The organism is Endozoicomonas sp. SCSIO W0465 (genome assembly GCF_023716865.1).
Classification (GTDB): Bacteria; Pseudomonadota; Gammaproteobacteria; order Pseudomonadales; family Endozoicomonadaceae; genus Endozoicomonas.
Map to the genome: position 1 here is coordinate 5,462,278 of NZ_CP092417.1, position 25,394 is coordinate 5,487,671.

Here is a 25,394-nt window from a genome sequence, read left to right on the forward strand (position 1 = left end):
TTTTATGAATATAAATACGAGTAGTCTTCCTTAAGTACTATCAGGTTTCTGTTGAACCAATGATGCGCGGCGTTATGAGGAATAAGCGTACCTGTTTGATCTTTGAAGTTGACTCCGCACGGAATAAGTGGCCAAGAACCGGGATATCTCCAAGCAGCGGTACTTTAGAGAGTTTTTCTTCTTCCTGTTCTTTGTAAAAACCACCGATCAACAAACTCTCCTGTTCACTGATAATAGCCTGAGTATTAATCGAACTGTTGGTAACCTCAGGTAGTTTCTGGCCTATTTCTTCAGTTCCCTGACTACCAGTACCATCCTGAATATTAACACTCATATGAATACGTCGTCCCTGATCTTCACGGACAATTCTCGGTGTAACCTGAACTACAGTACCCGAAGTAACAGGAAACAGTTCAGAATCCTCTCTACCTTCAACCGCAACATAGAAGGTGCTGCTGTTATCAAGAATTGCTTCAATATTATCAAGTGTCAAAATGGAAGGTCTGGAGACAATCTTAGCCCTTCCTTCATCAGCCAATAACCGCAAATTAGCCTCAAAAGAACCAAAAGTACTGGAAATAACAGTGGCGTAATCTGGTGACAAATTGGGAGTAAATGAAAACTTCGAATCACTTGAACTGCCAGAATTATTCCAGTCCACGCCTAAAGCCTGCAGATCCTGAGTATTGATATCAATAATTGAGATACTGATCTCTACTTGAGAGGTTGGTTTATCCAGTGAAGCAATCAGCTCTTCATACATGAGCATCTTGGATTCAAGATCATGCACAATGATCGCATTCAGTCGGGGATCAGCATTAATGTAAACTTCATCAGCTTCCGCGCCAGCATTTAGCGGGTCTCCTACCGATGGCCCTGAGGCTTCTGTCAGAGCGGGTTCACCGGATTGACTGACACTCTCTGCCGGAGTCATTGATGGGTTAGGCATTCCCTGTCTGGTGACCTGGGCGACACCGCCACCTTTAATAATTCTCGTCAGAATAGTGGCCACTCCCGGAACGGTCAGTTGCTGACCCCGGAAAGTAAATGACTTATCGGTTGCCCAGGCATATTTGAGTGGAAAGGTGCGAACCGTCAGCTTACTCTTTTGGCGTTCTCCTTCTTTCGCATCAAGCAGAAGTACTGTCTGAGAAACCAACTCTATATAACGAGGAGGTCCGGAAATAAAGACAAGACCTTCTTGCGGCTGTTCCTTCCAGAAAAATCGCCCATCCCAGATACCAATCTTTTTCAGGGTTTTCTTCAGCTGCTTTATCGGTAAATAGTTTAGGCTGATAATCTGCTGGCTGGATGCACTGCCATCATAAACAAACAGGGTATGCCCATCAAAATACCAGATAAAACCATAGATATTGGCCAGATGATCCAGGAAATCAACAGGGGTCAAAGGTCCAATCTTGCCATTGACTTCCCCGACTACCGTATCCGCTATGATGGCTGGCATATAATAGCTTGACGCAAAATTCTGCAAAACTTCCTTCAAGCTGTCCCCATTCCCGAAATACGCATACGGACGAACACCAAACGCCGCCAGGGCCGGTGATTCATCATCACCAATAGTCCCTTCAAAATCATCGATCGCATCCTGTATAGCCTCTTCTGCAGAGATAACCATTTTGTTTCCGTATGGTGCATCCGACCCCATCATATTGAGGTTTTTTGAAGATTGCTGGGGCATTTGATTGACAGGTTGACGGACATCTTTCTGGGCAAAGTTATAATCAAAATCAGACGTTGCTACGAAATGAGCTTGACTGCCATACTGTGAGATATCAGCCTCTTTACCGGACAGCTGCTCATCATTCAAAAGTGGCATTAATCGTGCCGTTTCTGCATTAACAGATGAGCTATCTGGCTTGGGAAACGCTCTGGCATCCAGTGGTCTCCCCTGGTCAACAAAGTCCCCAACTGAATTGGGGAATACGCTGACTTCGGGAGCCCTCCCCTGCTCAGCGGAAACACGGCCAGACTGATCCGGCACAATATTGGATGGAAAATAGATAACCTGTCCTACCCGTAAAGCCTGAGCAGTATTCAGCTTGTTATAGAGAGCAAGCTCATTTACCTCAAACCCGTAACTGCCAGCAATAACTTCCAGAGTCTCATTAGGACGCACTACATGCTTTCTGGTTTGCGGCTCTTCAGATGACCAGTTCGCCAGCGCCTGAAAAGTAATCGCCAATAAAAGGGACAGGATTATCAGGGTATTTCTTATCAAGCCCATCAGACGCGTGCCTCCATGCTCATGTCTGCTCCAGCTTATTCAACAGCCCTTAATGAATAGATGCCTTGTAATGGTTGAACAATATCAAAACTGTCAATAAAAGTCCGTCACAAACCAGTTTATCGGAAAACAAACCGGATTCACCAGTATTTCGTCAAAAAAATAATTAACATGAGAAAAATCCGTTAATCACTCTTTAGGCCAGCCGATAGCAGGAGAGGATTAAATGACCAGACGGGCTTTATCATGGCAGCACCAGTTTCTTTCGGTAACGGTATTTCAGGTATTTCAAGGGTCGACAGCACATTAGTTCACTCAGACTTTCCTAAATCAAAATCAAATTTCAAACCCTCCGGTGACAAGGTTGTTGATTACACCTGGAAGGCTCTGGATATGAGCCGTAATTATGAAAACCGTGAACTTAAGTTTGCCACCAGCATTTCCGGCCAGAATATCTACTCAAGTCCAGAGGAGCATTATCGCTTCACACAGGATGCAATCGACTCTCTTGCCACTTTTTTGCAACAACAGCCCAAAAACAGCAGTAATACCAGTACAATAAAAGAAGCTTTGTCAGTACTGGAAAAAGCTAAAGCAGATAGCGAATATTTAATGATGTGTCGCAATGTATTGATTGCCAGCTAAAGGATTACTGAAATGGATAAGTCATTAAAAACCTGGATGCTGTCACAGGCTTCCTATTATCTTGAGTACCTTCAGCCCAGAAAATCCATTGCGCTATTAGAGGCACTGATATCAATTGACAAGAAAAACCCCGATATTTATCGCATGCTTAGCTACGCTTACTTGCAGGCAGAACGACCTGAAGAATCCATTCGTGCAGCCGATAATTTCCTAAAATACGCAAGGCCTGGCAGTGATACTCGGGCTATTAAATGGATCAAGGGGCGAGCCCTGCTCAAGAAGAGAAAAGCGGCACTGAGCCGCTGATCTTCAAGACCATTGCCAGCCCCACAGCAGCGGCGCACATCTCATGGCACAACTGTTACCCGGGCTGAATTTAGGCGGCAGAAATGATCTGGTACTGGCAGGCCTGCTGGTATCAATCATCGGGCTCATTATTCTGCCCATGCCAACCCCTCTGGTGGACTTCCTCATTGCATTGAACATGGGGATTTCCACAATACTTCTAATGACATCCATCTACCTGAAGTCCCCACTGGAATTCTCATCCTTTCCGGGAGTACTTCTGATAACAACCCTCTTCCGTCTGGCTCTGTCCATTACCACCACTCGTCTGATCCTTCTTCAGGCAGATGCCGGTGAGATTGTATATACCTTCGGTAACTTTGTAGTAGGGGGTAACCTGGTCGTTGGTATCGTTATCTTCCTTATCATTACTATTGTACAGTTCCTGGTCATCACCAAGGGTTCTGAACGTGTTGCAGAAGTCAGCGCCCGTTTCTCTCTGGATGGTATGCCCGGCAAGCAGATGAGTATTGATGCTGATCTTCGTGCCGGGGCCATCGAAATGGAAGAAGCCCAGCGCCGTCGTGAGCTGGTCACCAAAGAAAGCCAGCTGTTTGGTTCGATGGATGGGGCCATGAAGTTCGTAAAAGGTGATGCCATTGCCGGTTTGATCATCATCTTTGTCAACATTACCGCCGGTGTTGCCATTGGTACCGGTAACGGTATGAGTGGCGGAGAAGCTCTCCAGCTCTACGCTATCTTAACCGTAGGGGATGGCCTTATCTCCCAGATACCGGCTCTGCTGATATCCATTACAGCAGGTATCATTGTAACCCGTGTATCCAATGAAGATGCCAAAGACCTTGGTAATGAGATAGGCACCCAGCTTACCGATAAACCAAAGGCCCTTATGGTTGGTGGAGCACTATTACTCTGCTTTGCTCTGATCCCCGGCTTCCCGACACTGACTTTCATGATTCTCGCTGCAGCCATCGGTGGCGGTGGCTACTTTCTGATGAGGAAAGTGGAAAAAGCCCGAACCGCTGAGGAAGATGGCGGTATTCCTGCCATGGCTGCAGCAGCAGAAACACCGGGTGAGGCCAAATCCAGATTGGACCAACAGGAAGAGTTCACCCAAACTCTGCCCTTGATTATTGATGTTCCGACCTCTGTACAGAAAAGCCTGAACACATCCTCCTTGAATGAGGAGCTCCTTAAAGTCCGGAAATCACTTTACATGGATCTCGGTGTGCCTTTTCCAGGTATACACCTGCGGTTTAACGACTCCATGGATGAGAATACCTACAGCATACTTCTACAGGAAGTTCCAGTCGCCTCTGGCTATTTCAAACCAGGCTCTCTCTTCGTCAGAGAGAGTAATGAGCATCTGGACATGCTGAAGATCTCTTATGAAGTTGGCGATCCGTTCCTGCCCAGCCTTGACTCTCTCTGGGTCAATGAAAGCCTTCAGGACAAGCTTGAGCGCAATAATGTCAATTTTATGGATTCCTCAAAAATCCTGACTTATCACCTGGCACATGTTCTGAAGAAATATGCAGAAGATTTTGTTGGTATTCAGGAGACACGCTACCTTCTGGAAAAAATGGAAAGCACTTTTGGTGAACTGATTAAGGAGGTCCAAAGACTGTTACCCGTCAACAAAATCACCGAAATATTCCAGCGCCTGGTATCTGAAGACATTTCGATAAGGAACCTTCGTTCAATCCTGCAATCTCTGGTGGTCTGGGGACACAAGGAGAAAGAGGTTGTTCAGTTAACCGAGTATGTCCGCTCATCATTGAAGCGCTACATCAGCTACAAGTACTCTAACGGCAAAAACATGTTGCCAGTCTACCTGCTGGACCAGGATGTCGAAGATACCATCCGCTCCGGTATCCGCCAGACCTCGGCAGGCAGTTACTTGGCTCTTGATCCATCGACCTCTGCCCAATTTGTCGAAAACGTTAAGCATTCTGTTGGCAAAATAGGTCATCTTGAGCACAAGCCTGTGCTGATTACGTCAATGGATATACGCCGCTATGTGCGAAAACTTCTGGAGCTGGAAGTCTATGACCTGGCCGTGCTTTCACACCAGGAACTAACGGAAGAGATTACCGTTCAACCACTGGGCCGTATTTCTCTGTAAACAATGTCATTCCCTTAACGGATTCGCTTCTCAATCTGCTGGCAGATCGTTTCAGCCAGTAGTTGAGAGCTGTGGTTTCTGGCAATCACATCTTCAGTCAACTCCCCTTGTGAAACAACTTCCAATCAATTTCCAATCAATGCTCAATCGTTCCATAAAATTCATTGGCTGTAAGCATTGGTGTCCAATACAAAAAATGAAGGCTCTTGTAGGATTTCAGACTGCTACTGGGTTGAACATTGCTGAAGCCCTTTATCTACAAAGGTTGTCAGCATATTGTCCGGTAATGTTGCCCAATCCTTGTTTTTCGTGACCTACAGTCAGTTTTCACTGTAGAGCAGTTCGTAATCAAAATAGAGCCAAAATGAATTATCTTCTTCTGAAGATTTTTATTGAAGAGCCGTGGTCTGAAAACTGTCAAACTGAAATTACCAGTTGTCACAGTACAGAAAAAAGGCGAAATGGATGGGTGCTCAGATCGATTTGGCTGGAAGGTTTTATGCGCAATATCTAAAAAAAGGCTGATCAAAAATTCTTATTCTTGTCTCTCTTACCTTTAGCTACGACACTACTCCCACCCTGTAAATGGGTAGAAGTAATGTAAGGTAAGGTAAGGTAAGGAGATTAAGAGAGAATGATAATCAACGAACTAATGCAAAAACCAGTTGGTCAATAAACTGCTCTTCTTTATAAACATGCTTTTTCATCACACCTTCAAGCTCAAAGCCGCACTTCTCCAGCACACGGCGGGAACCATCGTTAGAAGCTTGTACATCAGCAAAAATACGAACCAGTCCCATCTCGTCAAATGCATACTGGCAGACATAAGAAAGCGCTGCGGTCATAATACCTTTACCCCAGTGATCTTCCGAAACCCAAAAGCCAATCTCTGCACCGAAACGGTGGACATCCAGTTGAACCACAAAGCCAATCTCACCAATGGCCTCCCCCCCATGATCAATGGCAAAGCGGGTTCTGGTCTCGTGTTCCTTTACATGCTGAACCCAGGCCCTGGCATGCTCTATGGTATAGGGGTGTGGAAAAGTATCCCGAAGGTTTCTGGCTATCTTGACGTTATTACCATGTTTAGCCAGAGAGATTGCATCGCCATAAAGGAACCTTCTGAGGCAGTAACCATTACCCAAATCTATATGCATATCATTATCCTGATAGTCAGCTATCAGGTAAAACATCGGCAAAAATACCAAGGGCTTGATGATACACCCTGAACCCATTGGTATGACTTAATACGCCGAGGATTATCCAACCAAGCTGAAGTTTTAGTTTATCTAATCCATTTAGCAGGCTTGATTTTGTAAAAGGGAAATAAAGATGAAAGCCTCAACCATCTCTGAACGATGAATTATAATATTAAATACAATCAATCATTCAAAACCAGGATAATTTTATTATTATTATTTCTTATTAAAGATATCATTATGATTTCATATCAAACAAAATCAGAAAATCCAATCAACATTAATCTAAATCACCTTAAACACATCAAAGACCTTTATTAGCCCTCCCTAAACAGTTTGAAGATGACTACGGCCTAAAACTGTTGTAGCCACTGCGTTTACAATTACCTTTTCTTGTTGATGACTTCCCGACCCTTAACCCATACCCTTGTTATATTCTGTCTGTGAGCCGATGTGATAATCTTTTCCAGAATATCTGAAGGCTCATCGTAACTGCTCATATTTAACTGGCAAGACAAGCCTATCAGATCAAAAAAAGAGCTTCTAACTTTCCCGTATAATTCCTGCATGCATCTGCCAGACCATCTTTTCTCCGGTAAAGACGGTGAACCGTTTCGTTCATTCGTCCAAAATCTACTCGATACTGTCGAGAGGCAGAGTGTGCAGATCGAGAAACTCACCGAAGATAATGAGAAGCTGCGGGCAGAACTCCGGCACCTGAAAAAGCAGAAGGGAAAACCCAAAATAAGACCCAATGTGTCCGATCAAACCGATCAGGGGCAAACCTCGCCAGAAGAAGATGCCACAGTTCAAGGCTCTACTCAGAATAACAGTGCCCCCCCTCCAAAAGGTAAACGGCCAAAACAGCAACCTCCCGGTGAAACAGCGTCACCTCCCATTACGGTTGACCGGGAAGAGATCTGCAAAGTTCCCAACCCACAGGAAGGATGGCGGTTCAAAGGCTACTATGATTCCCTTCATACTGAGATGGTTGTCGAATTTGTCACGACTCTTTACCGGCGCGAATACTATCTGACACCTGAAGGCATAGTGGCAGCACCTCTGCCGGAACATGTTAAAGGTCGCTTCGGTGATAACCTGAAGAGTCATGCATTGGACTTTTATCATTCCTTCAGCACTACTCAGCCATTGTTACTGGCCTGGATGCAAGACCATGGATGCCCTATATCCGAAGGATCTTTGAGCAATATACTGACTTGTGGCCATGATGCCTTTCATCAGGAAAAAGAAGAATTACTGGATACAGGGATAGCCTGCTCAAAATATCTTCAGACAGATGATACTGGTGCCAGACACCAAGGTAAAAACGGCTACTGTCTGGCAATTGGCAATGAATTTTTTACTTATTTTTCCAGTACAGCCAGCAAGAGTCGGATCAACTTTCTGACCCGACTGCAGGGGAAACAATGCTGTTATTTGCTTGATTCTGTGGCAATTGATTATATGAAGCAGGTCAAGATGGCAGGTAAATGGGTAAAGGCCCTCTCTGCCAGTGTCGTACAGGCCTTTAATACATCAGCAGAATGGGAAACCTTCCTTGATAAGATTGGCCTGACCACTGTTCCGCAAAGACGTTTGGCAACAGAGGGTGTGTTGAAAGCAGCACTGGTTAAGAATCGTTGCCTTGAAAGCATGATCATCCACAGTGACGGTGCCCGACAGTTTGACACTGCCTTTCAGCATTCGCTGTGCTGGTATCATGCAGGCAGGCCTTTGGATAAGCTAATCCCGGGTAATGCACTGGAAAGAGCGGCCAGAGACTGGATTCAGGATCAGTACTGGCTCATCTACGATGACCTGGACGACTACCGGCAAAACCCTACAGAAAAGAAGAAGCAGCAAATAAAGCGGGATTTTGACCACTGGGTAACAACCAGGGTTGATTATCCTGACTTGCAAGATGTATTGGGGAAGCTGATGGTTGTCAGGGAAGAGCTGTTACTGGTTCTTGAATACCCGTGGCTACCGTTGCATAACAACCTGATGGAAAGACAGATCAGGGAGTATGTGAAAAGGCGAAAAGTCAGCGGTGGAACCCGTAGTGACCTTGGCCAAATGTGTCGTGACACTTTTGCCAGCCTGAAAAAGACATGTAAGCAGCATGGTATTTCGTTTGCCAAATATCTTAAAGACAGGCTTTCAGGAGCAAACCTGTTACCCCGTCTAAAAGACCTGATACTGCAGGCATCAGGTTGCCAGGAAACTGTTATTGCCAGTTAAATATGAGCAGTTACTGAAAATATACCACTGGAAAATGGTACTAATGTTTTAATAGACGACCGATCAGTAGAAGAATTGGTGCAAAATCGACAGATGATGGTTCATCATAAAAGACATTAGGAATCTGATAAAATGGATATAACATGAACGATAAAGTGAAGATTGTTTCTGAAGAAAAAACTGCTAATCAGCTACAGGTTGCGTTGTTTGGCGTGGAGACTGACAGCCGGTTTTCACTGAGAATATCAAAACCAAAAGCCAATGAAGGCACGCCTCTGCATCTTCATACCGAGCAGGCAGAAACCTTTCATGTTGTCAGTGGCGATTTTAAATTCCAGGTAGGTGATGAGATTATTCAGAGTAAGGTGGGCGACACTTTCTATATTCCCGCAAACACCCCTCACTGCTTTTTAAATATCGGAAAAAGCCAAGGGTATCTGATTAGTATTTTAACACCTGGTATCCATGACGGCTTTATCAAAAACATACCGGAGGCTCAACAAAAGGGTGCAACACCTGATGAACTGAGCATTCTGGCTGAGCAGTTCGGTGTCAAAATTATCGGTCCGGGATTATCCAGCGAGTGAACAAAAGGACAGATGCCCTGCATACATCAGCAGGGCAATACGCGTATATCAAGCCTGTTCTACACATTGACGCTCGGTCTTCAAGCCAATTTTTTTGAACACCAGGGCCGCAGGGCAAAAGCCACTGAAGCCAAACTGAAACAGGTTGGCACCGATAAATACGGTGAACCAGACAAACCCCGGATGCACCCAATGGGTCAGCACCAGGGATAGCAGCACCATAAAACCGGCAAAGGAATAAACGGCTCGTTCAACGGTCATTCTTTCAACGATCATTGTTGTTCTCCTGTCGTGTTATTGTTGTCATTGTCCATTAGTATCAAAAACTGAACCGTGCCCTGACCCAGCCGTTACTGTTGTTTTCATGCTGGCCAAAGAAACTGTACTCCCGGTTGCCATAAAACAGGTTGGCTCCGGTCGCCAGAGTCCATTGGTCATTAACCCGATAGGTAACACTGGGTCGGATATAAGCATCTTCATCGCTGGGCGACCAGAACGAAAACAGCGACCAGTTCAGTTTCTGCTGCATGGTCAGCCAGGTCAGCCTGAGGGTAAGCAGCTGACGATATTCATCCTGCGAGTATTCAGGATAAACGGCACCGGACTGTTGTGAATCATAGTCGGCAGTCCACTCCAGGTAGTACTGAACCGCTGCCGTCAGATTGTCGGCCACTTCCCGTTCGTAGCCCAATAGTCCGCGCAGCTGTGAGTTGGGAATATTGGGATCTGTGCCATCACGATCATCCTCACTGTCATACCAGGAAAACTCAGTATTCAACAGCCCGCTGTAGGCTGGCGCCCGAATACTGCCTCCCCAGCTGTTCAGGCCGGGATACATCATTTGTCCCTGATCGTTTACCCCCAATGGCGTTGGCCAGTAACCGGCGTGTCCGTACAGTGCGTACTCAACGCCTTGATGGCTGGTTGCCAGTCGGGTTGAGAGGGTACTGCCTGAAGGTTCCTCAGGATTAAGGGCTGGATCGGGAGCAACCGTTGCTCCGGCCACCGGAGAGAAGAAAGAGAAACGCTCTCCGGTCAGGGCGTTGTCCGGTTCAAACTCCGGTGTCCACACCAGGTCAACACTGAAACGATCAGCAAACCAGCTGGCTTTCAGACTATCAGAGGGCGCCTTGAGAAACTCATCGTCACGGCCCGAAAAAAACGATTGCCAATCTTTGGGAAAGAGATCGTTCAGGAACAGGTAATCCCCTATACCCCAGGTAATGACCTGACGACCCGCTTTAATATCCAGCTGATCCACAGGGCTGAAGGAGAGCGCCAGTTCCCGCACTGTCCACTGTGTGTCGTGAATCACATCGTCGTAGAGTGCCTCACCCTGCATATCCAGGCGCCAGTTGTCGGCGACATAATCCAGGGACAGACGGCCACGAATATCGCCCAGGGTTGATGATTGGCTGATGGCGGGGTCATCCCCGGTTCTGGCACCATAACCGGCTTCCACAAAACCACTGAGCTCCCATGGCGAAGCGGGAACGTCAGTCCAGTCGTCTCCCCAGCCATCGTCAGACCAGTCGTCCATCGCCTGTACGGCAGATATCGTCAGCATGGAAAATAACAAGGGAACAAACAATCCGGATCGAATCCACCTCATGGTTATTTGCTCCGCAGCCATCGGGTTGGCGGAGTGCGCAGGCTGCGCTCGCTGAAAATACTGGCGGGCAAACCCAGGTCATAGCGTATGCCTCGCATCTGCATCACTGTGGTGCTGCCACGCTCCAGGTCACTGATGGAGGCCTGTAACACGGTCGGAAAGCCCTGAGTGGCTTCCACTTTCTGCACCTCCATACGACGGTAGACGTTACCCAGGTCATTGCTGTATTCCACTTTCATAGGCAGCAGGGTATTCCGGTCAATCCAGCTGGTGTAATGGGCGAACTCAACGGCTTCCGGATCTTTTGGCCTGCTGTTCAGAACATAATGGCTGGCCGTGGTATCCTGAAGCTTATGGGTATCTGCCTGCAGATCACGACCGGAAATATCCTCATAGAAAAAATCGGAACCGACGAATGATGTTCTCTGGTCTCCGGCTGAAATGCGCTTCACCAGGTCCAGGGCGGGCAGGTAAAGCCAGCGGTCATCGTCGCTGCCTGGCTGGCGCACAACACGAAATACCGTGCCACTGACATCGCTGGGGCGACTGAAAAACACCATCATGTCCTGTCGTCCACCACGTTCATGATTCCGTCGCAGGATGGTGAACTGCCGTAACTGCTGCCTACCCTGACTATCCGTAATTTTCATGCGTGCTTCGGCCCGTCCATCATTACCGGCATAGAAAGAGGCCAGGTTTGCCTGTTGCACAATCTCATTGGCATCCGTTAATGGGGTTGAGGCCATCACTGGCAATGCGCTGATCAACAGCCCTGTGATCGCCACAGTGTTGATCAATACTGCCTTAATGTTATCAATGACACTGTTCATCAGCAGACCTCCTCTTTAACAGAACTGCTCACGGCTCCCTTGAAGAGATACGAACGACCAGTTTTAAGTAAGGCAGGTAACAGCATCAGTGTTACCAGTGCCGATGCCGCCATGATACTGGCCAGGAATACGCCGACGGTGATGTATGGAACCAGTGGCGCAAACAGCAGAGGCGTGAATCCGGCAGCAATCACAATGGCGTTACGGGTAATGGCCCGGCCAGGCTCCCTGAACATTTCAGCCAGCGTGTCGGTAACGGAGCCTTTATCTTTATAAATCTCCCGGCAACGCTCCAGGAAGTGAATGGCAAAATCCACCGACAGACCCAGTGTTAACGCCGACAGCACCGCAATGGGCATATCGTAATCTTTGCCAAGCCAGCCAATCAGTCCGTAAATAAAGGTGATGGTAAACGTCAGCGGCAGCATGGCCAGAATGCCGTATTTCACCGAGCGGAACAGCACCACCATCATGACAAAGACCACCACAAAGGATGACAACAGGCTGTCCAGCATGCCGTTGACCATGGCCTCCTGCCAGACAATGTTCAGATACGCCTTGCCCGCCCAGCCGTAGGACAGCCCTTCTGGCAGCGGATTGGCTGCAACATACTGCTGAACAAACTCCACAACCTGCGACATATGCTGATTATCACCACTGGTCAGCTGCAACCACATCAGGCTGCGGCGATAATCCGGGGTGACAAAGTGCCAGAGATCCTGAGGGCGGTGTGATGACTGGTACTGTAACAGGGTCTGTGCAACACCGGCCGGAGTTTCAGGAATCACAAAATCCTTGTCATGGCCAGTTTGCAGCTCCCGGTTGACCGTTTTAACGATATCGGACAGGCCATTCACCTTACCGACCAGACCGCTATCCACCAGTGCGTTCTGGAGGCCAGCCATCCAATCCAGTACAGCCGGGGACTGGAAGGTTTTTAGTGATGACTGAGCCTGCTCTGTCAAAAGGAGTTGTTGCTCAAGCCAGGGGGCCTGTGATGCTCCGGCTTCAAAAAGACGGTCATCAAGATCAATCAGAAGGGTGGAGAGATCTGCGGTAAAGCCACCGTGATCCGATGCAGTGAAGGCGGGCAACTCAATTCCTTCGGCTTTGGCCTCCTGAGCGATACGGTTAAAGGATGCCGTAAACTGCGTCTGAGGCGCCTGTTCATTATCGGGTTCCAGTACCAGCCAGGCGTCGTAGGTTCCGGAAAAATGATCGTTCAGCACACGATCAGCGACTCGAATTTCATGGTCGGCCTTGAACCAGTTGACCGGGTTGTCATTGATCTGAATTCTGGTAATGCCTTGTACGCTGACCACGAACAGAACCAGGAACGACATCAGTACCCAGCGGGAACGCCCAACGGCCAGTTTACCCAGCTTTGGCAACCAGTGCTGCAGACGTCCACCGTCTTCAGAACGATGCAGTGCCGCCTGCATGGAAGCCAGTGCTTCCGGTTTCATACGGGAAATATAAGCCGGAATAAACAGAATGGTCAGCACAAAGGCCAGGAAAATACCAAAGCCGATAAAGGCACCAAAAATCTGTACCGGTGGAATCGGTGTCAGCATTAACGACAGGAAACCCGCCGCAGAAGTGATGGAGGTGTATAGCATCGGCGTAAACAGATGACCAACCACCTGTTTAATGACGGCTTTTGGTTTTTCGCCGGGACGAAAACGGTCCGCAAACTCAGACAGGATATGAGTGGAATCCACGACCGCAATGGGCATCAGGAAAATAGCAATCATGGACGACATGATATGCACGGTAAAACCCGTACCGATCAGCAGCCCCATAACAATCAGCACCGTGGACATGGCCACCACCATCGGTGCGATCACCAGCGGAATACTGCGGAAAAACCACCACATCAGCAGAAATATGGCCAGCCCGGCCAGTGGTGCAGAGATCCCCATCTGGATAAACATCTCGACACCAAACTGGTCTTCCGCAACTGGCAGGCCGGTAATCAGGTAACGGTCATCGCTATCCAGTGCGTCGGCAATGGTGCGAATGGCTTCCGCTGTGGCATAACTGATGTCCTTCGAGGTCAACGGAACATAGATAGTTCCCATCCAAAAACTATAGCCCTTGGGCCACGTAGCCTACAGAGATTTGACGTGCTCTGAATTTACAGGAAAATCACATCAACTCCGCTGTAGCCCCCGAAAACTGGTTGAAAAAGGCGTCAAAACAAAACTTGATTTTTTCCCTCTAAGCCTTGGCACGCATAGGCTGCAGAGTTTTTGGACGAGAACTAGATAGTTCTCGTCCAAAAACACAACCAATTGAAAACTGTAGATTTTATCCTGAAAAATTAAGTGGAGCCCTACTGCTATCTGGCGACTAAACTTCCCAAGAGCAAGAAACATAAGGGATTGCCAAAAACAGAGGACTCCAAATGCGCAAAAAACGCAACCCGCAGTGTAGTATGGAACTCCATTACGTACCTCATGAAATCTGCTCCCAGCTTTCCGGTATCTCGCAATGGCTTGACGCCCATCCACAGTTCAATGACTGGATTTATGAGGACTTAAGTTCTGGTGATAAACAGAACACTGGGCGGAACGGACTATCAGCAGAATCCGTTCTTCGTGCGGCACTCCTGAAACAGTATTTGAATTGTGATTATGACTACTTGTCGTTTGTTTTGATGGACTCCATGCTCTTTCGAGACTTTTGTCGCCTCGAACCAAACCAGCGCCCCAGTCGCTCCAGTTTGCATGGGCTCATCAGCCTTCTTACTGCATCTACATGGGAACGGATTAATAACTGTCAGCTAATGACCGCTAAAGATCAGGGTATTGAAAAAGGGCGCACTGTGGCTATTGACAGCACAGTCACCGAATCGGATATCAAACCTCCTTGCGACAGTGATCTTTTAGCCAGTTCCGTTAAAGAAATTTGTCGGCTGCTGGAACGGGGACAAACACTGACAGCGACACCGCTTTATGAATATACCCATCACAACCGAGCCGTAAAAGATGCGGCCAGAAAATGCATCTACGCTGGCAAAGAAGAGCGGCATCAGCATTATAAAAAACTGCTGCAGTTGACCCGAAAATCCCGGAAGGTACTTATCGAAGCTACTGTCACGCTAGCAAACGCCCGTCAGCAGGGGCAGTGTCTCCTGGCTGATGATGCCGACAAGTGGCAGGCCGATGTGGATCACCTGTTACCCCTGGTGGATGCAATAGTCTCCCAGACAGAGCGCAGGGTCTTTAAGGGTGAAAAGGTGCCAGCCCAGGAAAAAGTGGTTAGCCTGTATGAACCCCATACGGATATCATCGTAAAAGACAGGCGGCAAGTACAGTATGGCCATAAACTGAACCTGGTTCAGGGAAAAAGTCGATTGATCCTGGACCTGGTTATTGAGGAAGGTAACCCAGCGGATTCGGACCAATTCATTCCGATGATGGAAAGACAAAAAGAAATTTATGGTCGTGTACCTCGCCAGACAAGCGGTGACGGCGGATACGCGTGTCGCGCTAATTTGGAAAAAGCCAAGGCCATGGGAATCAGCGATGTAGCTTTTAATAAGAAGCGCGGACTTGAAGTCGAAGAGATGACTAAAAGTCAGTATGTGTATAAAACGCTCTTTCGCTTCCGGGCAGGTATTGAAGCGGGAATTTCGTGGCTAAAGAGATGTTTTGGGCTATCACGTTGCCACTGCAAGGGTTCTGAGCGTTTTGATTCTCATTGCTGGTTATCGGTGGTCTGTTACAACCTGGTGATTCTGGCCAGACACCCGGCACCATCCTGATAGCCACCTCCACGCTACATGAAAGTACCTTTCCAGCATGGTGGGAGGATGTTTTCTGCCTGCTTTTCGCGTTTTTCTCCAATATCCGTCCCAGATTAGAGAAAAAAAGGGAAGAGTTTTTGCGGCTCTCTGGAATTTCAGGAAATATCAAAACGCACGTACAATCTAATTATGATTGCCTGATGCGTTTTTGGACGAGAACTAACTCGGTCTTTATACTCCACCACCTTAACGGCAATTTTGAACAGCTTGGCGATCACTGTTGAAGGCTGAGCCCTCTGCATCTCTGTATCCTTCAATACAGTGGTTCTCATTTCGTAATGCAGAACATACGCGGCACAGGCGTAGTACATACGCAATGCATTCGCCCGAAAGCTCATATCCGATGTCCGATCACAGGACAGATCATTTTTCAGGTGTTTGATGTAGTTTTCATCCTGTCCTCTGGGACAATAGAACTGATCATAAATGCACCGGGCCGAGGCATTCTTGATGGAGGTTACAACAAAGCGAGGGTTATCACCCATCTGGTTCACTTCAGCCTTATATATGACACGTGTATCCAGCCCTTTCCAGCTCTTCGCCTGATACTGTGCCTCGCCATACAGACGCACTCGGTAAGGTATCGGTAATTTATTCAATCGAGCGTAAGCTGTTCGTGCTTGCAGGCAGAGGCGAGCTTCCGCCATGCTTTCATCCGACATTGGCCGTAAGGCCGTTGGATGCCCAGCGCCTTTACCCAGCACGTAATCAGCAGCTTTATCCTGCTCAACAACGCGCATCAGCTCCGGCTGGGAAAAGTGACTGTCTCCCCGGATGATGAGATGTGTTTTCGGCCATGACTGCCGGATCAGCGTCAAAAGACGTTTAACAATGGCGGCATTTTCCCGTCCTGAGGGTGTTTTCCCTGGCCGCAGAATGGCTGTAATCAACTTCCCGCTCAAGCCTTCAAAAATCATCAGTGGCAAATAGCAGGTATTGCCGTATTTGGTGTTGAACAAGCTATACTGTTGAGCGCCGTGGGTCAGGCTGGCTGTGTGGTCCAGATCAATGACTGCCAGCTTGGGCGGTTTTTTATAGCTGCTGAGAAAATGCTCTGCAAAGGCGTAGGCCAGGTCGTATATATCCCTGCGGGACAAGCCCTTCCCGAGTCGTGAACATGTGGGGGCTGATGCCAGATGGGTCTCGGCATTCAGAGGACTGCGACCGACAGCCAGCTTGAACATCGGGTCCTTACGCAAGTGGTTGCTGTCATTGGCATCCTGATATCCGCAGGCCATTTGAAGCACTCGTTGCGTTAGAAGATCCTGCATGGAATGGTCAATATAGGATTGATGTCGTTTGTCCTGGATTGCCTTGACGAGCCGGGGAATTAGCTCACTGCGGATGGCCATTTCATGCAGTAACAGCGCGCCAAAATCGGAGGACAACTCTCCTCCGTTAAAGTCAGCTCTGACAGTTTTACCATTAACAGGGTGAAAACGAAGGGTTTCTTGTGTATGTTTCGTCATAGCAGGTTCCGGATTGCTTCTTCCGAAGCTTTTTTTGGTCGACCCAATCATATCAGGTGATTGGGCGGAACCTGCTCTTATTTATGAAATATTCGGGTTAGAGAAGTTTGGTCTGGAGTTGCATAGAGAGAAATCGCAGATAATTCCTGCAGGATGGATTGCAGCTCAGAGGGCCAATCAATCAGGTAAGCGTCTTTCGACGTTTAACTTCCTGGGGTTCACCTGTTACTGGGGTAAGATGCGAAAAGGTGGTTGGCGACTGAAGTTCACCAGCCGTAAAGATCGTTTTGCATCGAAGCTCAAAGGGTTAAGGGAGTTCCTCTGGAAGCGCCTGAGTTCTGACCGGGTGCAAACGCTGAAGAGAGCGATTCGGGGGATCAAGGGATGGATCAACTATCATGGGATCACAGACAATCAAGGACGGGTCAGGCAGTTCATTCTGCAAGGCAAACGAACGATCCACAGATGGCTTAATCGTCAGGGAGGAAAAGGATACTTGAGCTGGGGAAAGCTGGTGAAAATTCTTAAAGTGTTGGCGTATCCAGAGAGCTGGAAAACGGTGTCAATGTTCCGGTCTCACCGAACATGTGTGGGGACACGGGTCTATCGGGAGCCGGATGCGGTAATTCCGGGGCTTTTACAGGTTGGCGGATGAAAAGTGAGGGGTTGCAACAGAAATAGCCTTCAGAGGAAGATTGATTTGTAAGGATCAAAACTTCTGAAGGATCAGACATGTCTGCAACCCCATCACTTCGTCCTATGTTCGCATTTCCTGGCTGGGTAATCGAGCGAATTGATATTGACTGGAATATCAAACATGCCTTTGTCCATCTCCGTCGGGATGGCCGTATACAACACGTCAGATGTAGTAAGTGCGAAACACCTATGGGGCAGATGAAGACAAACGATCGAAGCGTTCAGGATCTGCCACTGGGGACTCTTCAGGTAAATCTTCTCTTCACTGCATTTCAAGGGCGTTGCTCTCGTTGCGGTAATATAGAAACAGTCACGCCTCCGGGGCTTGCACCTAAAGCTCAAGCAACAGAGCGACTTAAAAGGCATGTCAGCCATCTATGCCGCTATATGCCATGTGACAAGGTTCCTGAATTCATTGCTATCTCTGGCGGCACCGCTCGTCGCTGGGATAAAGAGATGCTCATGAAGATGCTGCCTGCACCCAAGCGGGATGGTATTCGCGCTCTTCTTATCGATGAAAAATCCATTGGTAAGGGGCATCATTTTTTGTAACTGTTCAGCACCCCCACATAAATCTGGAATTTTCTGATTTTTATACCATCCTCTTAAGCACCATTTTTCCACAATATTCGCCAGCATGATTCCAGAACTACCCGCAACTATGTCGGCTGAGATTCTCTTGAAAGAGAATGCAGAGCTGCGGATGAGAGTTGCCTGTCTGGAAGAGCGATGTCGAGAATTGGAAGAAAAGGTTGGCAAGAACAGTCAAAACAGCAGCAAGCCGCCATCGTCTGATGGTTATCAAAAACCTTGTAAAAACAGTAATTCTCCAGATCATTCTGACGACCTTTCCGCAGATAAAGGTACCGATCCATCGGATGAAAAACCCAATCCTAAAAGTCTGAGACAGTCTTCTGGTAATAAAGCCGGTGGAAAGAAAGGGCATCAGGGCACTTGTCTTAAACAGGTCGATATCCCTGACTATATTGAGTACCTTCCGGTTAAAGAATGCAATAAATGTCAGGCGTCTCTTCTTGATAGTGAGCCGGTCAAATATATTGAACGACAGGTGTTTGAACCAGGGAGACCGGGTGAATTTGAAGTAACGGCCCATAGAGCTGAAGTAAAAATCTGCACTTGTGGTTGTCGGAATCAGGCTGAATTCCCGGAAGGTGTTACCGCTGCCGCACAATATGGCTCAGCCACACAGGCTATGGCCGTCTATCTTAACCAATACCATTTCCTGCCTTTTAAGCGCGTGTCAGAGTATTTTAATACTCTCTATAAAATGAGTGTAAGTGCAGGCACTGTCGCCAATTTTGTGGCCAGAACCTATGAAAATCTGGCTTCTACTGAAGAGGTTATTCGTGACGCCTTGCGGGAATCGTCTGTTGCCGGAGCCGATGAAACGGGTATGCGGGCCGAGGGCTCTTTGCACTGGCTACACGTTATGCGGGATGAACAATGGACGCTCTACTACTTGTCTGAAAAGCGAGGTCGTGAGGCCATGGACACGATGGGCATACTGCTAACATTTGCAGGCGTTCTGGTTCATGATCATTGGAAATCCTATTTTGCATATGCGGCAACTCACGTACTTTGCAATGCCCATCACCTGAGGGAGCTTTTGGGTGTTGTTGATAGGGACAGCAATCAACTGGCGTTGCGATTGATGAAGCTACTGAGGCTTTCCTGGCATTACTGCAAGGGCTTTAAGACCATAGGTATGCTACAGATGCCAAGTGTTGTCTGTGAACGAATCGAGAAGATTTATGACCGGTTGCTTCAGCGGGCTCTAATGAAAGAAGTCGTCTATATGGAGAAGCAACGAGAGGAGCTTAAGCGCAAGAAAGTCAAGAATACTAAAGCTTACAATCTCTTCAAACGACTCACTGAGTTCAAGGCTGAGACACTGCGCTTCATGTCAGATTTTACCATTCCCTTCGATAACAATGGCAGTGAGCGGGATGTTCGAATGGCCAAGTTAAAGCAGAAAATCTCAGGCTGCTTCAGGAGTGCAGACGGTGGTTCTATGTTTGCACGGATTCGCAGCTATTTGTCGTCTGCCAGAAAACAGGGAATGGACATATATCAATCACTTCATAGAGCTGTTCGGAATTACTGTAATATGCCTTTGCTCAGTGCTGAATAGTTACAAAATTTGTTGTGCATCAGACTCCAGGCGGAACTGCTTGGCCAGAGGGTCCTTCTCATGTTCCTGTTGATTCTGCCAGCGATAAAAGCCACTGCGCCAACCTGCATTACTTTACAGAGCACCTGCACCGGATAGGCCTCCTTCTCCTGTTGTATAAATGCAAATCTTACAACAGGTCTTTCGCGAAGAAGGCCGTCGCCTTTTTTAATATTTCCTGTTCCATTTTCAACTGGCGGTTTTCAGCTTCCAGCTCTTTTATTCGCTGCTGATCAGGCGTCAAAGCTTGCTGCCCTTTGCCTGGAAAAGACATTTCCTTTTTTTCATCCTGTTCCCGTATCCAGCGTCTCAGGTTGCCATCATTGATACCAAGACTTCTGGCAACCTCTGTTACAGCCTGCTTCTGCTCCACTACCATGGCAATGGCTTTACGCTTGAATTCCGGAGAATAATTTTTACGCTGCTTTGTCACTTTCTACCTCGTCACTAACTGCACTATTGTGCTTAACGAGGTGTCCTAAGTCATTAAACCACTTCAAACCTGCATTACTTTACAGAGCACCTGCACCGGATAGGCCTCCTTCTCCTGTTGTATAAATGCAAATGGGTGAAAGTCTCATATTGATCACACCCACAGGCCTTGAGCTACAGCAAACAGACGTAACACCAAATTTTTCAACCTGAATGGAGAGCAGCCAAACACAGCTATGATTCTAACAGCAAACAAAGAGTCAACTGTGAGAGGCCGCTCCGATGGAAGTATGTCAGCCACTAACCAAAGTCGCCAATGATTCCTGTCCTGCTATTGACCAACTGCAGCAAAAACTGACCCTCCTTCGTCAGTCCAATAATCCAATCCAGCATTTTGAGGATCATGAAAACGAGATTCACTCCCTCTTTATTCAGGCGGAGCGAGAAATACTGGCAGAAGAACTGCAAAAATTAGACATCAATAAAGCTTCTATCGAAGTGAATGGGGTCGTGTATCACCAGGCATTACGCAGCTATCAAACCTACCAGTCAGCAGCAGGACCTGTCCGGGTATTGCGCAGCCTCTACCGCAATGCAGGGGATAAGTGCATTGTCCCTTTAGAGCTCAAGGCTGGCGTTGTAGAAGGCTACTGGTTACCAAAGGCTGCGAAGCAAGCAGCATGGATGGTTGCCCAGTTGCCGCCCGCGGACGTAAAAAGCTTACTCGATCTAATGGGGAATATGTCACCCTCAACCAGCTCTCTGGCACGTCTTCCCAAAAAACTCAACGAACAATGGGAGCAGCACCTTGACCCTTTCGAGACCCTTCTCGCGGAGAATCTCACAGTACCGCCTGACGCGGTGACGGTAGCTGCTTCCCTTGACGGTGTGATGCTACCAATGAAAGACGGCAAGCGTCAGGAGAAACGTGAAAAGAGTGTTGCTGATGGCAAACGTACCCGAGGGCCAGCAGGTTGTCAGGAGGCCAGTTGTGGAACACTGTCGTTTTACGATGACCAGGGAGATCGCCTCTCTACGATCAGGATGGGACGAATGCCTGAAAGCAAGAAAGCGACATTGAAAAAATCCCTTTCAAACCTTCTGGATAAGGTGCTTCAGCAAAAGCCAAATCTGACTCTGGTCAAAGTGGCAGATGGAGCCCGGGACAATTGGACATACTTCACCAAAGAGCTACCGGAGGGAGAAGAAATTGTTGATTATTACCATGCGGCAGAACACCTGAAGAAGGCATTTGACCTGGCTTACGGTGAAAATAGCGCGAAGTCCAAAGAGAAATTCAGCACCTACCGACATATCCTGAAGGAGGAGCCGGGTGGGGTTGAAAAAATAATCAAGGCACTGGCTTACCAGCATAGCAAGCATCCCCGCCGATCGAAATTAAAGACAGAGTTAAAGTACTTCAGAAAAAACCGGTTACGGATGAATTATGCAGAACACCTGTCGCGCAACCTGCCCATAGGCTCAGGGGTCATTGAGGCGTCCTGTAAAACGCTGGTTACACAGCGAATGAAGTGTTCGGGAATGCGTTGGCGGTGTCCCGGGGGGCAAGGCATTCTGACACTCAGGTCACTAATTCAAAGTGGTTGGTTCGACTGTGGCTGGATGCTGCTGTCGGTAACGTACCGGGCCAAGGTAAATATGGTCAGTGATAATGTGATTCCATTTTCATCAGGGAAGGGTAATATTGAACGTTAGTACTCATCAATATGAGACTTTCACCCAAACGTTTAAACGCTTCAACAAAATCGCCTCAGCGATTTTTAATACAGTTTGTCGTAGCAATAGTTGGTCGCTTCGATAAAGCCTTCGATACTGCCACAGTCAAACCGCTTGCCTTTGAATTTATACGCCAGTACGCAGCCACGTTGAGCTTGCATCATCAGGGCATCGGTAATCTGGATCTCGCCACCTTTTCCGGGTTGAGTATCCCGAATCAGGTCGAAAATATCCGGTGTCAGAATGTAGCGGCCAATAATGGCCAGATTGCTGGGCGCATCCTCTTTAGCAGGCTTCTCCACCATATTTTCCACCCGGATCAAGTCATCAGAGATGGCCTGCCCGGCAATCACGCCGTACTTATGCACTTCGTTTTCCGGCACTTCCATCACCGCCACAATAGAGCAACGGAACTGTTTGTAGAGCAAAGCCATCTGCGACAGCACACCTGGGCCATCCGGATTGATGCACAGGTCATCGGCCAGTACCACGCCAAAGGGCTGTTCGCCAATCAGCGATTCGCCACTGAGAATAGCATGGCCAAGCCCTTTCATCTCCCGTTGCCGGGTGTAGGAGAAAGAGCACCGGTTAATCAACTGGCGGATATTAGTCAGCAGGGATTCCTTATCGGTCCCGGCAATCTGGTGTTCCAGCTCATAGTTGGCATCGAAATGATCTTCCAGGGCTCGCTTGCCCCGACCGGTGACCATACAGATATCCGCTAATCCGGCTTCCAGGGCTTCCTCAACCCCGTACTCAATCAGCGGTTTGGAGACCACCGGCATCATCTCTTTGGGCATGCTTTTAGTGGCGGGGAGAAAACGGGTGCCGTAACCGGCAGCGGGGAAAAGACATTTTTTTAACATAAAATCTCTGTAAGAAAGTTAAAGCGTTACAGCGTTTAAACGTTACAGCCATTGGTAATGAATGAGCAGACAGGCTAGACTGTTTTTGTGTAAAGCATTGTGTAGGAGTTGATGATATGCCTTCAAACCTCGCTATAGACGATGACTTGATTGCCCAGGTACAACAGCTGGGTGGCTATAAAACCAAAAAGGCGGCCGTTAATGAAGCGCTTGCCGAATTTATTCGCCATCGCAAGCAGCTGGAACTGCTGGACGATTTCGGCACCATTGATTACCACGACGATCAAGCCTCCAAAAAAGAGGCCCGTAGAAAATAATGGTATTGGTAGATACCTGCGTATGGTCTGCTGCACTGCGTCGGCGTAATGCTGAATCCGTTCCCAAAGAAGCCATCCTGTTGCAGCGATTAATCCGTCAGCACCGGGCCGTGATGATCGGGCCGATACTGCAGGAAGTGTTAACCGGCATTAAGCATGAGGCTCAATTCACACGCTTGTGTGACAAACTCAGTGCCTTTGAACTGCTGCCTATTTCTGAAATGGACTATATCAGCGCGGCGACTCAAGCCAACATCTGTCGTAGGCATGGGGTTCAGGGCTCTCATACCGACTTTCTGATTGCTACAATGGCCATCAAACACCAGATCCCTGTACTGACAACAGATAAAGACTTTATCCACTACCGCAAACACATACCTGTTGTTTTGTATAGATGAAACGTTCAATCGTTAAAGGTTTCAATGCTCTTTTAAACGTTTAAACCTTCAACGCTGCAACAAAATCGCCGCAAAGAAGTTTCGTAACTGTTCAGCACCCCCACATAAATCTGGAATTTTCTGATTTTTATACCATCCTCTTAAGCACCATTTTTCCACAATATTCGCCAGCATGATTCCAGAACTACCCGCAACTATGTCGGCTGAGATTCTCTTGAAAGAGAATGCAGAGCTGCGGATGAGAGTTGCCTGTCTGGAAGAGCGATGTCGAGAATTGGAAGAAAAGGTTGGCAAGAACAGTCAAAACAGCAGCAAGCCGCCATCGTCTGATGGTTATCAAAAACCTTGTAAAAACAGTAATTCTCCAGATCATTCTGACGACCTTTCCGCAGATAAAGGTACCGATCCATCGGATGAAAAACCCAATCCTAAAAGTCTGAGACAGTCTTCTGGTAATAAAGCCGGTGGAAAGAAAGGGCATCAGGGCACTTGTCTTAAACAGGTCGATATCCCTGACTATATTGAGTACCTTCCGGTTAAAGAATGCAATAAATGTCAGGCGTCTCTTCTTGATAGTGAGCCGGTCAAATATATTGAACGACAGGTGTTTGAACCAGGGAGACCGGGTGAATTTGAAGTAACGGCCCATAGAGCTGAAGTAAAAATCTGCACTTGTGGTTGTCGGAATCAGGCTGAATTCCCGGAAGGTGTTACCGCTGCCGCACAATATGGCTCAGCCACACAGGCTATGGCCGTCTATCTTAACCAATACCATTTCCTGCCTTTTAAGCGCGTGTCAGAGTATTTTAATACTCTCTATAAAATGAGTGTAAGTGCAGGCACTGTCGCCAATTTTGTGGCCAGAACCTATGAAAATCTGGCTTCTACTGAAGAGGTTATTCGTGACGCCTTGCGGGAATCGTCTGTTGCCGGAGCCGATGAAACGGGTATGCGGGCCGAGGGCTCTTTGCACTGGCTACACGTTATGCGGGATGAACAATGGACGCTCTACTACTTGTCTAAAAAGCGAGGTCGTGAGGCCATGGACACGATGGGCATACTGCTAACATTTGCAGGCGTTCTGGTTCATGATCATTGGAAATCCTATTTTGCATATGCGGCAACTCACGTACTTTGCAATGCCCATCACCTGAGGGAGCTTTTGGGTGTTGTTGATAGGGACAGCAATCAACTGGCGTTGCGATTGATGAAGCTACTGAGGCTTTCCTGGCATTACTGCAAGGGCTTTAAGACCATAGGTATGCTACAGATGCCAAGTGTTGTCTGTGAACGAATCGAGAAGATTTATGACCGGTTGCTTCAGCGGGCTCTAATGAAAGAAGTCGTCTATATGGAGAAGCAACGAGAGGAGCTTAAGCGCAAGAAAGTCAAGAATACTAAAGCTTACAATCTCTTCAAACGACTCACTGAGTTCAAGGCTGAGACACTGCGCTTCATGTCAGATTTTACCATTCCCTTCGATAACAATGGCAGTGAGCGGGATGTTCGAATGGCCAAGTTAAAGCAGAAAATCTCAGGCTGCTTCAGGAGTGCAGACGGTGGTTCTATGTTTGCACGGATTCGCAGCTATTTGTCGTCTGCCAGAAAACAGGGAATGGACATATATCAATCACTTCATAGAGCTGTTCGGAATTACTGTAATATGCCTTTGCTCAGTGCTGAATAG

Annotated in this window: 23 protein-coding genes; 12 read left to right on the forward strand and 11 right to left on the reverse strand. The window is 47.7% G+C overall.

The annotated features are described in order from the left end of the window. Positions 1-40: 40 nt before the first annotated feature. Positions 41-2,245: a type III secretion system outer membrane ring subunit SctC gene (sctC, locus tag MJO57_RS24310; protein ID WP_252019406.1), complete on the reverse strand. Its 2,205-nt coding sequence runs from the start codon at positions 2,243-2,245 to the stop codon at positions 41-43. A gap of 246 nt (positions 2,246-2,491) precedes the next feature. Between sctC and MJO57_RS24315 the strand changes: the two genes are divergently transcribed. The 3 genes from MJO57_RS24315 to sctV are packed head-to-tail and all read left to right on the forward strand — an operon-like array spanning position 2,492 to position 5,321. Next, the gene (locus MJO57_RS24315) at positions 2,492-2,890 is read left to right on the forward strand and encodes a hypothetical protein (RefSeq protein ID WP_252019409.1); all 399 of its coding nucleotides are present in this window, start codon (positions 2,492-2,494) and stop codon (positions 2,888-2,890) included. A gap of 12 nt (positions 2,891-2,902) precedes the next feature. Then, a complete protein-coding gene (locus MJO57_RS24320; RefSeq protein WP_252019411.1) occupies positions 2,903-3,196 on the forward strand; it encodes a hypothetical protein in 294 nt (97 codons plus the stop codon). A 43-nt stretch (positions 3,197-3,239) separates the two neighbouring features. Next, complete coding sequence (sctV, locus tag MJO57_RS24325; RefSeq protein ID WP_252019414.1) at positions 3,240-5,321, forward strand: type III secretion system export apparatus subunit SctV; 2,082 nt, start codon at positions 3,240-3,242, stop codon at positions 5,319-5,321. Between the two features lie 641 nt (positions 5,322-5,962). On the opposite strand, the gene MJO57_RS24330 is transcribed toward sctV, so the two are convergent. Further along, positions 5,963-6,478 carry a GNAT family N-acetyltransferase gene (locus MJO57_RS24330; RefSeq protein ID WP_252019416.1) on the reverse strand — a complete coding sequence of 172 codons (516 nt, stop codon included), beginning with the start codon at positions 6,476-6,478 and terminating at the stop codon, positions 5,963-5,965. A 702-nt stretch (positions 6,479-7,180) separates the two neighbouring features. On the opposite strand from MJO57_RS24330, the gene MJO57_RS24335 reads away from it, so the two are divergent. Both MJO57_RS24335 and MJO57_RS24340 read left to right on the forward strand, forming a co-directional pair. Further along, positions 7,181-8,761 (forward strand): transposase, encoded by a 1,581-nt coding sequence (locus MJO57_RS24335; protein WP_252019419.1) that lies wholly within the window; start codon positions 7,181-7,183, stop codon positions 8,759-8,761. Between the two features lie 143 nt (positions 8,762-8,904). After that, entirely contained in the window at positions 8,905-9,348 is a 444-nt protein-coding gene (locus MJO57_RS24340; RefSeq protein WP_252019422.1) for a cupin domain-containing protein, read from the forward strand. Positions 9,349-9,396: 48 nt separating this feature from the next. Here the strand turns inward: MJO57_RS24340 and MJO57_RS24345 are convergent, their stop codons facing one another. Genes MJO57_RS24345 through MJO57_RS24360 form a run of 4 tightly spaced genes read right to left on the reverse strand, consistent with a single transcriptional unit; the run spans position 9,397 to position 13,871 of the window. Beyond that, positions 9,397-9,624, reverse strand: a complete 228-nt coding sequence (locus MJO57_RS24345; RefSeq protein WP_252019424.1) for a DUF2892 domain-containing protein — start codon at positions 9,622-9,624, stop codon at positions 9,397-9,399. A 43-nt stretch (positions 9,625-9,667) separates the two neighbouring features. Beyond that, on the reverse strand, positions 9,668-10,915 hold the full coding sequence (locus MJO57_RS24350; RefSeq protein ID WP_252019427.1) for a hypothetical protein: 1,248 nt from the start codon (positions 10,913-10,915) through the stop codon (positions 9,668-9,670). Between the two features lie 47 nt (positions 10,916-10,962). Further along, positions 10,963-11,790: an outer membrane lipoprotein-sorting protein gene (locus MJO57_RS24355; protein WP_252019429.1), complete on the reverse strand. Its 828-nt coding sequence runs from the start codon at positions 11,788-11,790 to the stop codon at positions 10,963-10,965. After that, positions 11,790-13,871 (reverse strand): RND family transporter, encoded by a 2,082-nt coding sequence (locus tag MJO57_RS24360; RefSeq protein WP_252019432.1) that lies wholly within the window; start codon positions 13,869-13,871, stop codon positions 11,790-11,792. Before MJO57_RS24360 ends, MJO57_RS24355 begins: the two co-directional genes overlap by 1 nt. Before the next feature lie 326 nt (positions 13,872-14,197). Here MJO57_RS24360 and MJO57_RS24365 point away from each other — a divergent pair, with 326 nt between their 5' ends. Beyond that, the gene (locus MJO57_RS24365) at positions 14,198-15,559 is read left to right on the forward strand and encodes an ISNCY family transposase (RefSeq protein WP_252017318.1); all 1,362 of its coding nucleotides are present in this window, start codon (positions 14,198-14,200) and stop codon (positions 15,557-15,559) included. A gap of 137 nt (positions 15,560-15,696) precedes the next feature. On the opposite strand, the gene MJO57_RS24370 is transcribed toward MJO57_RS24365, so the two are convergent. Continuing rightward, the gene (locus MJO57_RS24370; RefSeq protein WP_252019434.1) at positions 15,697-17,070 is read right to left on the reverse strand and encodes an IS1380 family transposase; all 1,374 of its coding nucleotides are present in this window, start codon (positions 17,068-17,070) and stop codon (positions 15,697-15,699) included. Positions 17,071-17,083: 13 nt separating this feature from the next. On the opposite strand from MJO57_RS24370, the gene MJO57_RS24375 reads away from it, so the two are divergent. After that, the gene (locus MJO57_RS24375; RefSeq protein WP_252017818.1) at positions 17,084-17,725 is read left to right on the forward strand and encodes a hypothetical protein; all 642 of its coding nucleotides are present in this window, start codon (positions 17,084-17,086) and stop codon (positions 17,723-17,725) included. 416 nt (positions 17,726-18,141) lie between these two features. Here MJO57_RS24375 and MJO57_RS24380 read toward each other — a convergent pair whose 3' ends face one another. Then, a complete protein-coding gene (locus tag MJO57_RS24380) occupies positions 18,142-18,405 on the reverse strand; it encodes a hypothetical protein (protein ID WP_252019436.1) in 264 nt (87 codons plus the stop codon). On the opposite strand from MJO57_RS24380, the gene MJO57_RS24385 reads away from it, so the two are divergent. Next, on the forward strand, positions 18,404-19,918 hold the full coding sequence (locus tag MJO57_RS24385; protein WP_252017330.1) for an IS66 family transposase: 1,515 nt from the start codon (positions 18,404-18,406) through the stop codon (positions 19,916-19,918). The two genes, MJO57_RS24380 and MJO57_RS24385, sit on opposite strands and share 2 nt — an antisense overlap. A 169-nt stretch (positions 19,919-20,087) precedes the next feature. Here MJO57_RS24385 and MJO57_RS24390 read toward each other — a convergent pair whose 3' ends face one another. Then, on the reverse strand, positions 20,088-20,390 hold the full coding sequence (locus tag MJO57_RS24390; protein ID WP_252017325.1) for a transposase: 303 nt from the start codon (positions 20,388-20,390) through the stop codon (positions 20,088-20,090). A gap of 281 nt (positions 20,391-20,671) precedes the next feature. Here MJO57_RS24390 and MJO57_RS24395 point away from each other — a divergent pair, with 281 nt between their 5' ends. Further along, positions 20,672-22,105 carry a hypothetical protein gene (locus MJO57_RS24395; RefSeq protein ID WP_252019438.1) on the forward strand — a complete coding sequence of 478 codons (1,434 nt, stop codon included), beginning with the start codon at positions 20,672-20,674 and terminating at the stop codon, positions 22,103-22,105. 65 nt (positions 22,106-22,170) lie between these two features. Here MJO57_RS24395 and galU read toward each other — a convergent pair whose 3' ends face one another. Then, positions 22,171-22,992: a UTP--glucose-1-phosphate uridylyltransferase GalU gene (gene galU / locus MJO57_RS24400; RefSeq protein ID WP_252019440.1), complete on the reverse strand. Its 822-nt coding sequence runs from the start codon at positions 22,990-22,992 to the stop codon at positions 22,171-22,173. A 116-nt stretch (positions 22,993-23,108) separates the two neighbouring features. On the opposite strand from galU, the gene MJO57_RS24405 reads away from it, so the two are divergent. After that, positions 23,109-23,309 (forward strand): type II toxin-antitoxin system VapB family antitoxin, encoded by a 201-nt coding sequence (locus MJO57_RS24405; RefSeq protein ID WP_066015066.1) that lies wholly within the window; start codon positions 23,109-23,111, stop codon positions 23,307-23,309. Continuing rightward, complete coding sequence (locus MJO57_RS24410; RefSeq protein WP_252019442.1) at positions 23,309-23,707, forward strand: PIN domain-containing protein; 399 nt, start codon at positions 23,309-23,311, stop codon at positions 23,705-23,707. The genes MJO57_RS24405 and MJO57_RS24410 overlap by 1 nt, the downstream gene beginning before the upstream one ends. 48 nt (positions 23,708-23,755) lie before the next feature. On the opposite strand, the gene MJO57_RS32890 is transcribed toward MJO57_RS24410, so the two are convergent. Next, entirely contained in the window at positions 23,756-23,881 is a 126-nt protein-coding gene (locus MJO57_RS32890; RefSeq protein ID WP_256492197.1) for a hypothetical protein, read from the reverse strand. On the opposite strand from MJO57_RS32890, the gene MJO57_RS24415 reads away from it, so the two are divergent. Further along, complete coding sequence (locus tag MJO57_RS24415) at positions 23,880-25,394, forward strand: IS66 family transposase (protein WP_252019443.1); 1,515 nt, start codon at positions 23,880-23,882, stop codon at positions 25,392-25,394. The two genes, MJO57_RS32890 and MJO57_RS24415, sit on opposite strands and share 2 nt — an antisense overlap.

Bases quoted from the DNA above. Each gene is read 5' to 3' on its own strand.
- MJO57_RS24360 (WP_252019432.1), bottom strand. From the start codon at position 13,871: ATGGGAACTATCTATGTTCCGTTGACCTCGAAGGACATCAGTTATGCC.
- MJO57_RS24385 (WP_252017330.1), top strand. From the start codon at position 18,404: ATGATTCCAGAACTACCCGCAACTATGTCGGCTGAGATTCTCTTGAAA.
- MJO57_RS24320 (WP_252019411.1), top strand. From the start codon at position 2,903: ATGGATAAGTCATTAAAAACCTGGATGCTGTCACAGGCTTCCTATTAT.
- MJO57_RS32890 (WP_256492197.1), bottom strand. From the start codon at position 23,881: ATGCTGGCGAATATTGTGGAAAAATGGTGCTTAAGAGGATGGTATAAA.
- MJO57_RS24355 (WP_252019429.1), bottom strand. From the start codon at position 11,790: ATGAACAGTGTCATTGATAACATTAAGGCAGTATTGATCAACACTGTG.
- MJO57_RS24380 (WP_252019436.1), bottom strand. From the start codon at position 18,405: ATGCTGGCGAATATTGTGGAAAAATGGTGCTTAAGAGGATGGTATAAA.
- MJO57_RS24395 (WP_252019438.1), top strand. From the start codon at position 20,672: ATGGAAGTATGTCAGCCACTAACCAAAGTCGCCAATGATTCCTGTCCT.
- MJO57_RS24315 (WP_252019409.1), top strand. From the start codon at position 2,492: ATGGCAGCACCAGTTTCTTTCGGTAACGGTATTTCAGGTATTTCAAGG.
- galU (WP_252019440.1), bottom strand. From the start codon at position 22,992: ATGTTAAAAAAATGTCTTTTCCCCGCTGCCGGTTACGGCACCCGTTTT.
- sctV (WP_252019414.1), top strand. From the start codon at position 3,240: ATGGCACAACTGTTACCCGGGCTGAATTTAGGCGGCAGAAATGATCTG.
- MJO57_RS24350 (WP_252019427.1), bottom strand. From the start codon at position 10,915: ATGCTGACGATATCTGCCGTACAGGCGATGGACGACTGGTCTGACGAT.
- MJO57_RS24405 (WP_066015066.1), top strand. From the start codon at position 23,109: ATGCCTTCAAACCTCGCTATAGACGATGACTTGATTGCCCAGGTACAA.
- MJO57_RS24370 (WP_252019434.1), bottom strand. From the start codon at position 17,070: ATGACGAAACATACACAAGAAACCCTTCGTTTTCACCCTGTTAATGGT.
- MJO57_RS24345 (WP_252019424.1), bottom strand. From the start codon at position 9,624: ATGATCGTTGAAAGAATGACCGTTGAACGAGCCGTTTATTCCTTTGCC.
- MJO57_RS24415 (WP_252019443.1), top strand. From the start codon at position 23,880: ATGATTCCAGAACTACCCGCAACTATGTCGGCTGAGATTCTCTTGAAA.
- MJO57_RS24365 (WP_252017318.1), top strand. From the start codon at position 14,198: ATGCGCAAAAAACGCAACCCGCAGTGTAGTATGGAACTCCATTACGTA.
- MJO57_RS24340 (WP_252019422.1), top strand. From the start codon at position 8,905: ATGAACGATAAAGTGAAGATTGTTTCTGAAGAAAAAACTGCTAATCAG.
- MJO57_RS24330 (WP_252019416.1), bottom strand. From the start codon at position 6,478: ATGCATATAGATTTGGGTAATGGTTACTGCCTCAGAAGGTTCCTTTAT.
- MJO57_RS24410 (WP_252019442.1), top strand. From the start codon at position 23,309: ATGGTATTGGTAGATACCTGCGTATGGTCTGCTGCACTGCGTCGGCGT.
- sctC (WP_252019406.1), bottom strand. From the start codon at position 2,245: ATGGGCTTGATAAGAAATACCCTGATAATCCTGTCCCTTTTATTGGCG.